Origin of the sequence: Sphingomonas sp. LHG3406-1 (assembly GCF_029637485.1) — a bacterium.
Taxonomy (GTDB): Bacteria; Pseudomonadota; Alphaproteobacteria; order Sphingomonadales; family Sphingomonadaceae; genus Sphingomicrobium.
The window spans coordinates 2,329,166-2,341,259 of record NZ_CP069128.1 but is presented as its reverse complement, the minus strand read 5'-3'; the positions used below and the strand labels follow the sequence as shown (position 1 = coordinate 2,341,259).

General features: G+C 67.4%; 13 protein-coding genes and 1 tRNA gene. 8 read left to right on the top strand and 6 right to left on the bottom strand.

Annotated features, from left to right (window positions below):
* Positions 1 to 11: 11 nt before the first annotated feature.
* The gene (locus tag JOY29_RS11430; protein ID WP_300975534.1) at positions 12 to 1,001 is read right to left on the bottom strand and encodes a nitronate monooxygenase; all 990 of its coding nucleotides are present in this window, start codon (positions 999 to 1,001) and stop codon (positions 12 to 14) included.
* 17 nt (positions 1,002 to 1,018) lie between these two features.
* Positions 1,019 to 2,260, bottom strand: a complete 1,242-nt coding sequence (locus tag JOY29_RS11425; RefSeq protein ID WP_300973655.1) for an aspartate kinase — start codon at positions 2,258 to 2,260, stop codon at positions 1,019 to 1,021.
* A 53-nt stretch (positions 2,261 to 2,313) separates the two neighbouring features.
* On the opposite strand from JOY29_RS11425, the gene ubiG reads away from it, so the two are divergent.
* The 3 genes from ubiG to JOY29_RS11410 all read left to right on the top strand — a co-directional run bounded on the left by ubiG (position 2,314) and on the right by JOY29_RS11410 (position 4,014).
* Positions 2,314 to 3,066 carry a bifunctional 2-polyprenyl-6-hydroxyphenol methylase/3-demethylubiquinol 3-O-methyltransferase UbiG gene (gene ubiG, locus JOY29_RS11420; RefSeq protein ID WP_300973654.1) on the top strand — a complete coding sequence of 251 codons (753 nt, stop codon included), beginning with the start codon at positions 2,314 to 2,316 and terminating at the stop codon, positions 3,064 to 3,066.
* A 103-nt stretch (positions 3,067 to 3,169) separates the two neighbouring features.
* On the top strand, positions 3,170 to 3,421 hold the full coding sequence (locus JOY29_RS11415) for a hypothetical protein (RefSeq protein WP_300973653.1): 252 nt from the start codon (positions 3,170 to 3,172) through the stop codon (positions 3,419 to 3,421).
* Entirely contained in the window at positions 3,421 to 4,014 is a 594-nt protein-coding gene (locus JOY29_RS11410) for a PilZ domain-containing protein (protein WP_300973652.1), read from the top strand. The genes JOY29_RS11415 and JOY29_RS11410 overlap by 1 nt, the downstream gene beginning before the upstream one ends.
* A gap of 116 nt (positions 4,015 to 4,130) precedes the next feature.
* On the opposite strand, the gene JOY29_RS11405 is transcribed toward JOY29_RS11410, so the two are convergent.
* Positions 4,131 to 4,802 carry a glutathione S-transferase family protein gene (locus tag JOY29_RS11405; protein WP_300973651.1) on the bottom strand — a complete coding sequence of 224 codons (672 nt, stop codon included), beginning with the start codon at positions 4,800 to 4,802 and terminating at the stop codon, positions 4,131 to 4,133.
* Between the two features lie 56 nt (positions 4,803 to 4,858).
* On the opposite strand from JOY29_RS11405, the gene rlmB reads away from it, so the two are divergent.
* From rlmB to JOY29_RS11380, 5 genes are all read left to right on the top strand, one after another.
* Positions 4,859 to 5,611 carry a 23S rRNA (guanosine(2251)-2'-O)-methyltransferase RlmB gene (rlmB, locus tag JOY29_RS11400; protein ID WP_300973650.1) on the top strand — a complete coding sequence of 251 codons (753 nt, stop codon included), beginning with the start codon at positions 4,859 to 4,861 and terminating at the stop codon, positions 5,609 to 5,611.
* 76 nt (positions 5,612 to 5,687) lie between these two features.
* Positions 5,688 to 6,305: a DNA-3-methyladenine glycosylase 2 family protein gene (locus JOY29_RS11395; RefSeq protein WP_300973648.1), complete on the top strand. Its 618-nt coding sequence runs from the start codon at positions 5,688 to 5,690 to the stop codon at positions 6,303 to 6,305.
* Positions 6,306 to 6,313: 8 nt separating this feature from the next.
* Positions 6,314 to 6,868: an NADPH-dependent FMN reductase gene (locus tag JOY29_RS11390; protein ID WP_300973647.1), complete on the top strand. Its 555-nt coding sequence runs from the start codon at positions 6,314 to 6,316 to the stop codon at positions 6,866 to 6,868.
* Positions 6,869 to 6,870: 2 nt separating this feature from the next.
* On the top strand, positions 6,871 to 8,337 hold the full coding sequence (locus JOY29_RS11385; protein ID WP_300973646.1) for a glycerol kinase GlpK: 1,467 nt from the start codon (positions 6,871 to 6,873) through the stop codon (positions 8,335 to 8,337).
* Between the two features lie 127 nt (positions 8,338 to 8,464).
* On the top strand, positions 8,465 to 9,199 hold the full coding sequence (locus tag JOY29_RS11380; RefSeq protein ID WP_300973645.1) for a hypothetical protein: 735 nt from the start codon (positions 8,465 to 8,467) through the stop codon (positions 9,197 to 9,199).
* Between the two features lie 331 nt (positions 9,200 to 9,530).
* Here JOY29_RS11380 and JOY29_RS11370 read toward each other — a convergent pair.
* From JOY29_RS11370 to JOY29_RS11360, 3 genes are all read right to left on the bottom strand, one after another.
* Positions 9,531 to 9,604, bottom strand: a tRNA-Gly gene (locus JOY29_RS11370).
* A gap of 209 nt (positions 9,605 to 9,813) precedes the next feature.
* Entirely contained in the window at positions 9,814 to 11,451 is a 1,638-nt protein-coding gene (locus JOY29_RS11365) for an AMP-binding protein (protein ID WP_300973644.1), read from the bottom strand.
* Positions 11,448 to 12,083 carry a TetR/AcrR family transcriptional regulator gene (locus JOY29_RS11360; protein WP_300973643.1) on the bottom strand — a complete coding sequence of 212 codons (636 nt, stop codon included), beginning with the start codon at positions 12,081 to 12,083 and terminating at the stop codon, positions 11,448 to 11,450. Before JOY29_RS11360 ends, JOY29_RS11365 begins: the two co-directional genes overlap by 4 nt.
* Positions 12,084 to 12,094: the final 11 nt, after the last annotated feature.

The window sequence follows — 12,094 nt, the reverse complement described above, 5'->3', positions numbered from 1 at the left end:
ATCAAGCCGTGCTAGGCGGCCCGCCGCCCCGCCAGCGCGGCTTCCGCCTCGTCGACCAGCTCGGCGATGATCTCGGCGGTCGGCTGCTCCTTCGTGACCATGCCAACCGACTGGCCGGCCATGACGCTGCCCGTCTCGACGTCCCCGTCGATCACCGCCCGCTTGAGCGCGCCCGCCCAGTAATGCTCGATCTGCAGCTGCGCCTCGGCCATCTCCAATTTCTTGCCGTCAAGATGCTCGGCGATCTCGCGCTGCTTGGCGGCGAAGCGTTCGGTTTCCTTGTTCTTGAGCGCCCGCACCGGGATCACCGGAAGCCGCGGATCGATCTGGATGCTCGGCACCGCATCGCGCGCACTGGCGCGGATAAAGGCCTTCTTGAAGTTCGGATGCGCGATGCTTTCGGTCGCGCAGACGAAGCGGGTGCCGAGCTGCACGCCGGCAGCCCCCATGTCGAGATAGGCGGCGATTGCCTCGCCCCGGCCGATGCCGCCGGCGACGAACACCGGGATGTCGTTACAGATGTGGGGCAGGATCTCCTGCGCCAGCACGCTGGTCGAGACCGGGCCGATATGGCCGCCGGCTTCCATGCCCTCGATGACGATCGCGTCGGCACCCGACCGCATCAGCTTCTTCGCCAGCGAAAGCGCCGGGGCGAACGCGATCAGCTTGGCGCCGGTCCCCTTGATTCTGTCGATCGCGCCGCTCGGCGGCAGTCCGCCCGCCAGCACGATGTGCCCGACCCGGTGCCGTCCGCACACCTCGATCAACTCATTCAATTGCGGGTGCATGGTGATGAGGTTGACCCCGAACGGCTTGTCCGTCCGCGCCCGGGTCTCGGCGATCTCCTTATCGAGCAGTTCCGGGTTCATCGCCCCGCAGGCGATCACGCCGAAGCCGCCGGCATTGCTGATCGCGGCGACGAGGTTGCGCTCGCTGACCCAGCTCATCGCCCCGCCAAGGATCGCATAGCGCGTGCCGAGGAACTCGGCGCCGCGCGCCATCAGCCTGTCGAGCCTGCTCACGCCGCCGGCCCCTTGTCGTCGAGCCCGAAGGCGGTGTGAAGCACGCGCACGGCAAGCTCCGTATAATCTTCGGGGATGAGCACGCTCACCTTGATCTCCGAGGTGGTGATGGCGAGGATGTTGATGTTCCGCTCCGCCAGCGTGTCGAACATCTTGGCGGCGATGCCCGCGTTGGAGCGCATGCCGACGCCGACCGCGCTGACCTTCACCACGTCCGTGTCGGTAAGGATCTCGGTGAAGCCGACCTCGCCCTGCACCTTCTCCAGCTCCGCCACCGTGTGGCTGAGGCTCGCGGTCGGAACGGTGAACGTCAGGTCGCTTGGGCTCCCCTTTCGCGGCACCGACTGGACGATCATGTCGACGTTGATGTTGGCGGCGGCCAATGGCGCGAAGACGGCAGCGACGGCGCCCGGCCGGTCGGGCAGCCCGGACAGCGTCACCCGGGCCTCGTTGAGGTCGTGGGCGATGCCCGTCACGACGTTGCGTTCCATATCACTCCCCTCGAGCGTCTCGTCGCTCACGATCATCGTTCCGGGCCGGTCGTCGAACGACGACAGGACCTGCAGCGGCATGTCGAACCGCATCGCCAGCCCGACCGACCGCGTCTGCAGCACCTTGGCGCCGACCGAGGCGAGCTCGAGCATCTCCTCGTAGGTCACCATGTCGAGCTTCTTCGCCTTGGGTACGATGCGCGGGTCGGTCGTGTAGACGCCGTCGACATCGGTGTAGATGTCGCAGCGGTCGGCCTTCATCGCCACCGCCAGCGCCACCGCCGACGTGTCGCTCCCGCCCCGCCCGAGCGTCGCCAGCGCATTGTCGCCGGTCACGCCCTGGAAGCCCGGAATGACGGCGATGCCCCCTTCCGCGAACACACGGTCGAGCACGTCGACGTCGATCCCTTCGATCAGCGCGCTGACATGGCCGGAAGCGCGGATCGGCAGCTGCCAGCCCATGTAGGAGCGCGCCTTTACCCCCATGCCCTGGAGCGTGATCGCCAGCAGCCCGCTGGTGACCTGCTCCCCGCTCGCCACCACCACGTCATATTCGCGCGGGTCGTAGAGGGCGGCGGCCTCGCGGCAGAGCTGGACCAGCCGGTCGGTCTCGCCGGCCATGGCCGAGACGACCACCGCCACCTCATTGCCGGCCTCGGCCTCCCGCTTCACCCGCTCGGCGACGCTGCGGATGCGCTCGATCCCGGCCATGGAGGTGCCGCCGAACTTCATCACGATGCGGGCCATGAGCTTGAGCGGTTGTCCTTGGGTTGCCGGGCGCGCCCTGTTAGGAGCCGGACATGGCGGAAACAAGCATTAGCGGAGGCTTTGCCGAAGCGGCCTCGAGCATTGTCCCCTCGGAAGCCCGGCACTTCGGCGCGATGGCCGACGACTGGTGGGACCCGAAGGGCAAGTCGGCGATGCTTCACCGGCTGAACCCCGTCCGCCTCGCCTTCATCCGCGAGAGCATCGATCGCCACTTCGACACCGACGAGCGCACCCTTCGCCCGCTCGCCGGCCGCACCGCGCTCGATGTCGGCTGCGGCGCCGGCCTGCTTGCGGAACCGCTCGCCCGAATGGGTGCGCAAGTGACCGGTATCGATGCGGCGCCCGAGCTGATCGAAGCCGCCCGCACCCATGCCGGCCAGACCGGCCTCGCCATCCGTTACGTCGCCGGCGAAGTCGCGTCGCTTCCCGGCAAGTTCGACCTCGTCACCGCGCTCGAAGTGGTCGAGCATGTTGCCGACCCCGCCGCCTTCGTCCGCCAGCTGGCCGACCGCCTCGCACCTGGCGGCCTCCTCGTCATGAGCACGCCCAACCGCACCGGCCTGTCCCGCCTGCTCACCATCACGCTCGCCGAGGGCACCGGCCAGATCCCGCGCGGCACCCACGATTACGACCAGTTCCTGCCGCCCGAACAGCTCGGCGCCCTGCTCACCGACGCCGGCCTCGCCGTCGCCACCACCCGCGGGATCGCCTTCTCGCCGGGCCGCGGCCTCCACCTGAGCGAAGACCTCCGCCTCAATTATCTCGTCGCGGCAAAGCGGCCTTGAACAACAAAGGTCGGGTAACCGACCTAATGCCAACAAAGAAGTAACTTTCTCCGATTACCGTCCCTTGAGTTGATGTGCGTTAGTAACTCGGTCAGGGATACCCATGAACGCATTGTCGCCGTGCCTGCGGCCGCACCGCCACGACGTGAGCACCGAGGCCGAGGTCATCCGCGCCTGCGGTAACAGCGGAACAGTACCGGTCGCCGACCTGTCGATCGACGGCTGCTCGGTGTGTGGCTGGTTCTCAGCTGGCGACCGGCTCACCATCGCCTTGCCCCGCATCGGCAAGTTCGAGGCAGGTGTCCGCTGGGCACCCCGCGGCCGCTCCGGCCTGCGCTTCGAGCGGAGCGGGTAATGAGCGCCCAGCCCTTCCTCGATCCGCCTTCCGCCACGCCCATCTATCCGCCGCGCGAAGAACGGCGCCCCACCGCATTGTCGGGCTGGCTTGCCCGCCCGACGGCGGAAAGGAGCTGGGACTTCATCCTCACCAACCTCAGTTATGGCGGCTGCCGGCTGCGCACCGACGCGCCGCTCGTCCGTGGTGACGAGGTCAACCTGACCGTTCATCGCCGCGGCGCCATCCCGGCCGTCGTGCGCTGGCGCAATGGGCACGGCGTCGGCCTGTCCTTCGTGGTCGAGGCGCCGCCCCGCACCGAGGTTCCGCGCCAGGCCAAGCGCCGGCCGTTGGCGATGGCGGTGATCGTCCGCCGCGCCGGCCGCCGCAGCCAGTCGCTCGACGCCTCCGACATCTCTCCCCGCGGCTGCTGCCTCGCCTTTGTCGACCCGCCCCGCCCCGATGACTGGATCTGGGTCGCCCTCCCCGGCCTCGAGCCGATGGAGGGTCGCATCCGCTGGGTCGAGGATTATCGCGCCGGAGTCGAATTCGTGAAGCCCATCCACGACGCCGTCTTCGACCTGCTGCTGCTGCGCTGGAACATCGAAAACTAGGCTAACTTCCCGCTGGCCAATTCCTCGCGACGGGAGATCGCCCCGCAATGCCATTCATGATGGCGTTGCCGCCGATACGCTGACCTCGTTCCGCCACCCGGAAGCGGGGCTTCGGCTCAGAAATCCACCTTGTCGTAATGCTGCGGCGGGACGATCACTTCCATCCGCTCGCCCAGCAGCGGCCGGAAAGCCGGCCTCGACTTCATCACCGAATACCAGTCCTTGGTCTGCCGGTGCCCGCGCCAGTCGACCGCGCCGAGATAGTCGATCACGCTGAGGTGCGCGGCGGCGGTGAAGTCCGCCAGGCTCAGCGCCGCGCCCGCCAGCCAGCGCCGGTGGTCGAGCAAATAGTCGAGATAGTCGAGGTGGTTGTTGCCGATCCGCATCGCTTCGCGGAGCACCCGCGTGTCGGGGCTCTCCTTGCTGACCAGCCGCTTGCGCATCCGTTCGACCATCAGGGGCTCGACCACTTCGCGAAACAGCTTCTCGTCGAACCACTCGGTCAGCCGGCGGATCTCGGCGCGCTGGGCGGCGTCGCCGTGGATCATCGGCACCTTCTCGACCGTCTCCTCGAAATATTCGGCAATCGGCTGGCTGCCGATGAGGGTGATCCCGCGCTCCGTCTCGACCAGCACCGGGGTCTCGCCCGCGGGATTGAGGTCGACGAACTCGTCGCGCCGCTCCCACGGATTCTCCCGCACCAGCTCCGCCGGGATTCCCTTCTCGGCCATCACCAGTCGGACCTTGCGGGAGAAGGGGCAGAGGGGGAATTGCAGGAGTTGCCACATGGGACTGGCTTTAACGCGGGTTCACCGAGGGGCAAGGCGAAGCTACAGCAATCCCCATGACCCGCCGCAAGAAGTCGCACCAATCCTCCCACGGCAGCGCCAATCGCCCCCGCTTCTGGGGCAGGCATGCCGTCGCCGCCGCCCTCGACAACCCCGACCGCCGGGTGCTCAAGGCCTGGGCGACGCAGGAAGCGGCCAGCTTCATGAACTTCCCACCCGCGGTCATCCTCACCCGCGCCGAGGTCACCGACCTCGCCCGCCTCGTGCCGGGCGACGCGCCGCACCAGGGCGTGGTGATCGAGGTCGAGCCGCTCGAGGACATCTGGCTCGGCGACCTCCTCGCCGACGCGGACGAGAAGTCGGTCCTGCTCGTCCTCGACCAGGTCACCGACCCGCACAATGTCGGCGCCATTCTCCGTTCCGCCGCCGCCTTTGGCGCGATCGGCATCGTCACCCAGGACCGCCATTCCCCGCCCGAAGGCGGCGCCCTCGCCAAGGCCGCCTCCGGCGCGCTCGAGCGGGTGCCCTGGGTCCGCGTCGTCAACCTCGCCCGCGCGCTCGACGAAATGGAAGAAGCCGGCTTCTGGCGCATCGGCCTTGCCGGCGAAGCTCGCTCCACCCTGTCCGAGGCGCTCGGGCCCAAGAAGGTCGCCCTCGTCCTCGGCGCCGAAGGCCCAGGCATGCGCCAGAACATCCGCGAGCATTGCGATGCGCTCGCCCGCCTCCCGATCAGCAACGCGGTCGAGAGCCTCAACGTCTCCAACGCCGCCGCCATCGCCCTTTATGCGGCGGCCGAGGCGGGGAAGTGAACACGGGTCCGTCGGTGCCGAGCGAAGCCGAGGCACGCCCTCCGACTTCGCTCGGGGCTGGCAGGAGAAGCTGACGATGGTCCATACCCCCGCCTCCATGGCCGAGGCCCTCGCCCATCTCACCGCCGCCGAGCCCGCCTTCGTCACCGTCATCGACCGTCTCGGCCCGCCCGAGCCGCGGCAATCGGAGCGCGGCACCGCAGCCCTCCTGCGAACCATCGTCGGCCAGCAGGTCAGCGTCGCGGCCGCCCGCTCCATGTGGGGCAAGCTCACCGCCGCCTATGGCGACCCGCCCGACCTCGCCGCCCTTGCCGCCGCCAGCGACGAGGATCTCCGCGCCCTCGGCCAGTCGCGCCAGAAGGCGGGCTACCTCCGCAGCCTCGCCAGCCTGACCCTTTCCGGCGAACTCGATCTCGACGCTCTGCCCCAGGACGACGAGGAGGCCATCGCCCACCTGACCAGGGTGAAGGGCATCGGCCGATGGTCGGCGGAAATCTACCTCCTCTTCGCCGAAGGACGGCCGGACGTCTTCCCGGCCGGTGACCTTGCCGTGCAGATCGAGCTTGGGCGGCTCCTCGACCATGACGGCAAGCCCGCCGAGAAATGGCTGCGCGAACGATCCGCCACATGGGCTCCCTACCGGGGTGCGGCGGCGGTGCTGGCGTGGCACAGCTACAATACGAAGGTCATCTGAAAGCCATCATGAGCCGCAGCATCGTCGCCATCGGCGGAACCACCCGCCCCATGAGCAGCACCGAACGGGTGCTCGGCCTCGCTGCCGAAGCGGCGCGCGGCCATGGCGCGGAGGTCAGGATCTTCGGCGGCGACTATATCGCCGGCCTCCCCCATTATCGCGGCCCCGACTGGAGCGAGGACAAGGGGAGCGAGATGATCGAGGCGGTGCGCACCGCCGACGGCATCATCCTCGCCACGCCCGGCTATCACGGCACCGTCTCGGGCATGGTCAAGAATGCCATCGACTATCTGGAGGAGCTGGCGACCGACGCCCGCCCCTATCTCGAAGGCCGCCCCATCGGCCTCATCGTCACCGCCTTCGGCCACCAGGCGGCGAACAGCTCGATGACCACGCTGCGCACCATCGCCCATGCCCTGCGCGGCTGGCCGACCCCGTTCGGCGCGGCGCTCAGGATCAGCCCCGCCAGCTTCGATGCCGACGGCCGCCTCCTCGACGAGGACAGCGCCGGCCAGCTCCGCCTGGTCGGAAGCCAGGTCGCCCATGCCGCGGGACGCCTCTGACGTTGCGCGACGAGCTGCTCCTGGTCCTCGACTCCGGCACCAGCTCGACCCGCGCCCTGCTCTACGACGCCGCCGGCCGGATCCACGGCTCGGCCAGCCGGGCGATCACCCAGCATTATCCCGCCCCCGGCCTCGTCGAGCATGACGCCACCGAAATCTGGTCGCTGAGCCGCGCCTGCCTGGCCGAAATGATCGCCCAAGCAGGCGGGCCCTCGCGGATCGCTGCCATCGGCATCACCAACCAGCGCGAGACCGTCGTTGCCTGGGACCAAAGAAGCGGCCAGCCCCTCGCCCGCGCCATCGTCTGGCAGGACCGCCGCACCGCCGATGCCTGCGCCGCGCTCCAGGCTTTCGGCCACGGTCCCGAGGTCGAGCGCCGCACCGGCCTCCGCCTCGACCCTTATTTCTCGGCCACCAAAATGGCCTGGCTGCTGGAGCATGACGACGCCGTCCGTGCCGCCGGCGATGCCCTCGCCTTCGGGACCATCGAAAGCTGGCTGCTCTTCAATCTCACCGGCGATCACCTGACCGACGTCAGCAATGCCAGCCGGACGCTGCTGCTCGACCTCGACGGCACGACCTTCGCGGAGGATCTGTGCGACCTCTTCGCCCTTCCCCGCGCCAGCCTGCCGGCCGTGGTGCCCACCGCCGGCGCGCTCGGCCGAACCCGCGCCGAGCTGTTCGGCCGCGCCATCCCGGTCACCGCCATGATCGGCGACCAGCAGTCCGCGACCGTCGGCCAGGCCTGCCTCCAGCCAGGCGAGACCAAGCTCACCCTCGGCACCGGCGCCTTCGTCCTCACCAATGTCGGCACTTGCCGCCCGCAGCCCACCAACGGCCTGCTCGGCACGATCCTGCACGAGGTCGGCGGCGGCGAGCGCCACTATGCGCTCGAAGGTGCCGTGTTCGTCGCCGGCAGCCTGATCAAGTGGCTGCGCGACAATCTCGGGATCCTCGCCAGCGCCGCCGAGACCGAAGCCCTCGCCCGCTCCGTGCCGGACAGTGGCGGCGTCACCCTGCTCCCCGCGCTCGCCGGCCTCGGCGCGCCCTACTGGAAACCCGAGGCCACCGCCGCCGTCGCCGGCCTCACCTTCGCCACCACCCGCGCCCATCTTGCCCGCGCCGCACTGGAGACGGTCAGCCACCAGCTGGTCGACCTCGCCGCCGCCTTCGCTGCCGCCGGCGCCCCCTGGGCCCAGCTCCGGCTCGACGGCGGCATGGCCGCCAACGACTGGCTCGCCCAGGACCTCTCCGACATGCTCGGCCTCACCGTCGAGCGCCCCGCCGACGTCGAGACCACCGCCCGCGGCGCCGCGATCATGGCCGCCGTCGGCGCCGGCCTCCACCCGGATCTTGAAGCGGCCGCCACGGCGATGACCCCCGCAACCCAGCGCTTCGCTTCGCGCGATCTGGGTGAAAAGCGCGAGCGGCGGCTCAAGGCTTGGCGGGAGCTGGTGGAGCGGGCGTGAACTTAAGTCGCCGCGCTACATGTCCGCAGTCGACCCATTGCGGACATTAGCATCAAGGCTAAGCTGACCGGATGGACGCAGGACCAAGCTTCTTCGCGCTTGATTCTCGTCTTGGCGGAGCTTAAACATGCCGAGACTTAAAGCAGGATGTCTCTCTTCATCTTACATCTCGACGCTCTCGAGTTTAGCATCAGTAAAGCGCTGGCTACGTCTCAATGGTCACAAAGCGATGGCCGTCAAGGCAGGATTTGTTCTGCTTGCAGCATCAGCCTGCGCTGAAGAGCCGGCTCGCCGCACTTGGGCTGTAGAGCGGACTTCATCATTGAGTCCGAACATAGTCGATCTGTATCCCTTTGGAGCCCACAAGCGTGGTTCCAAGCCTATACTTTCGCTGAACCTACCTTCAGCCTACTTCTACTATCGTGATAATCTTAAGCAGCGTGCACAAACGAAGATAGGCCTTGCTCTTACCATACATGACCTGAAGCCTGTTCCAGTAAGAAAGAGCCTAGTCTCAAATGATACCTTTACCGTCACGATCACGGAAGCTCTAGGCTCGCCGCCAGCTAGCCAACCTGCACGTTCAGGAGAAGTTCGCAGGATTGGGGATGTGGCTTTCTATAAGGAGCATCCCGATCGTCCGGCCTGTGTAGAGGGCTCGGATTGCGAGTTCGACGACTTGGTGGGTTTTGTTGGCGCAACTCCAAGTGCGCGCATTCGATGCTTCAGATCACGTAGCTGCGCGATGGATTTTGATAGATCGCAATTATCCTTCAGCATTGTTGTTGATCGCTCTCGTTTGAACGAACTCCCTCAACTAGCTTCGAAGGTACTCTCGTTCTTGGAAGACTATGAGAAATAAATGCGGCTTGTATACGAATCTATGGCGATGATGCAGGCCGCACTGGATGCAATGCGGCAGGCCTAGTGTCCGCTTTCCACCCATTGCGGACATCCATGCCAGCTCCCGCTTAGCCCCATGGCAAATCACGGGACGGAAATGCGCGGCCGCCGTTTGCCCTTGGTCCGGCTGGTCAGGTGAATGCGCCGGCACCGGTCGCAGCGGTAGGTCCTGAGATCGAGCCCGGCCGCGCGGGCCGCGGCCAGCGCTTCCTCCTCCGACGAGTACGACGCCTTGCGGCGGCAGACGCTCAGCCTCGTGCGCAGCGGACCGGCCTATCAGCGTGAAAGAATGGAGCGGGTGAAGGGAATCGAACCCTCGTCGTAAGCTTGGAAGGCTTCTGCTCTACCATTGAGCTACACCCGCAGAACGGCAGAAGACCGCCATCCGGCATCGCGCCCGCCAGGCCGGTGACAATTCCGACGCGACACTGATGCGATACGCCGGGCGATTGCCACGACTGTGGCACGCTGGTCAACATCGACCTTGCGCGGGCGGGCGACCTCAAGGGGCGACCGACCGCCATGCCCTCATCGTCGGCAGCGCTCGGGTGAAGCAGCCGCGCGGCCGGAACGTCAGGGTGTCAGCCGTTCCTTGCGCAGCCGCAGGCCGGCTTGTTCTCGGTCCCAGGTGTCGGGGGTGATGCCCTCGGCGCGAAGCTCCGCCTTCATCACCTTGGCCGAGGGCGTCTTGGGCAGTTCCGCAAGCACCCGGAAGTAGCGCGGCACCATGAAGTAGGGCATCCGCCCGGCAAGGAATTCGGCGAGCGCGGCGACGTCGATGGTCCTGCCCGGAATAGGCGCGACCACCACCATCACCTCATCCTCCGAATATTCGCTGGGAACGCCGATCGCAGCGGCTTCGCGGACGTCCGGATGGGCGCACACCTCGACCTCCACCTCGAACGAGGAGATGTTCTCGCCCCGCCGCCGGATCGCATCCTTCACCCGGTCGACGAAGTAGTAATAGCCGTCCTCGTCCCTGCGGAACGCATCGCCGGTGTGGAACCAGCCATTGCGCCAGGCCTCGGCCGTCGCTTGCGGATTGTTGTTGTAGCCGCTGTTCAGGCCCCACGGCCGGTCAGCCCGCACCAGCATCTCGCCGATGGCGCCCACCGGCACCTCGCAGTCATGCGCGTCGACCAGCCGGACGTCGACGCCGTCCCGAACCTTCCCGCACGTGCCCCGCTGCACCGGATTGGCCTCCGACACACAGGACGAGGCGATCTCGGTCATGTTGAAGATGGTGTAGATGTCGATCCCGAACCGCTCCCGGAACGCCGGCGCATCGTCGGTGAAAGGCACCATGAAGGCGAGCCGGACGCCATGATCCCGGTCGTGCGGACCGGGCGGCTGCTTGATCAGGAAGGTCGCCATCACGCCGAGCAGGAACACGACCGTCGAGCCCGTCTGCCTGACCGTCTCCCAGAAGCGCTCGGTCGAGAAATTCTCGACGATGGCGACGGACGCGCCGCGCGCGAGCATCACGAAGGGCGGCCCCATCCCGCCGATATGGAAGATGGGCGCCACCGTCATGTAGCGGTCGTCCTCGCCGACCATCGGCCAGCTCTCCGGCCCGGCGTTGGAGAACATGTGGAGGTAGGAGGAGAGCACGCCCTTGGACGGCCCAGTCGTGCCGGACGTGTAGATGATCGACTGCAGGTCCCACGGCTGGATGGGCTCGGCCAGCGGAACGAGGTCGTCCTCGCTGCCGTCAAGCGCGGAGAAGCCCGTGACCGAAAGGTTGGCGACCTCGGCCTGCTCCGACCCGGTCAGCACCATCTGCTCGAGCGCGGCAAGGTCGATCTCGGCAAGCCTGGGCACGAGGTCCGGATGGGCGACGATCAGCCTGGCGTCCGAGTTGCGCACGACATGGGCGAGGAGGTTGCCGCGATAGGCGGTGTTGAAGGGGACGAAGACGGCGCCGAGATAGTTGATCGCATAGAAGACGAGCAGGGCCTCGCGGCCGTTCGGGAGCCACACCGCCACCCGGTCGCCGCGCTGGACCCCCAGCTTCTGCAGGCCAGCGGCCTTGGCGATCACCCGCGCGCGGACCTCGGCGAAGCTCCACTCCTCTCCGTCCTCGAACACGATGTGGGTCTTGTCCGGCCGCTCGCGGGCCCAGCGGTCGAGCAGGTAGCGAAGCACGCATTGGTCGCGGTTCGGGACGCGCGGATCGTGAAAGTCGCGGCCGCCCGCCGGCACCGCGCTCACTTCAGCCCGACCAGTCGCAGGCAGGCCTGCACCACCTGGTCGACGATCTCCTCGGCGGAGCGGCGGCTTCCGGGCCGATAACAATTGGGGATCCACACCAGCAATCCTCCCATCCAGACCGACATGGCCTGCGCATCCGGCAGGGTCACCTGCCCCGCCCGCTGGCAATCCTCGATCAGCCGCGCCACCCTGATGTCGAACTCGTGCCGCAGGCGGAGGATGTGCTGAGCGTCGCCACGCTCGAGATTCATGATCTCGCGCTGGTAGACCATGATGTAGTCGCTGCGCTTGATGATGATCCGCGCCACCTGCTCGAGCGCGGCGCGGAGATGCTCGGCGGGCGAGCCCGGCGCATGTTCGACCACTTCCAGGGCATCGAGCGACTCCGTGACCCCGACCGCGCAGACGGCGGCGAGGATGTCGCTCTTGTTGCGGAAGTAGGTGTAGAGGAACGGCTTGGTGACGTGCAGCCGGTCCGCCAGCATGTCGAGCGTGGCGATGTCATAGCCGCGGTCGAAGAAGAGCGCGCTGGCCTCCTCGAGGATGCGCGCCCTCTTGTAGGCCACGACGTCCGGCTTGATCTGCCGGCCGCCCCCTTCCTTCACGTTCGGCTTCGCTAGCGCCCTTGCCATTGCACTCGCCC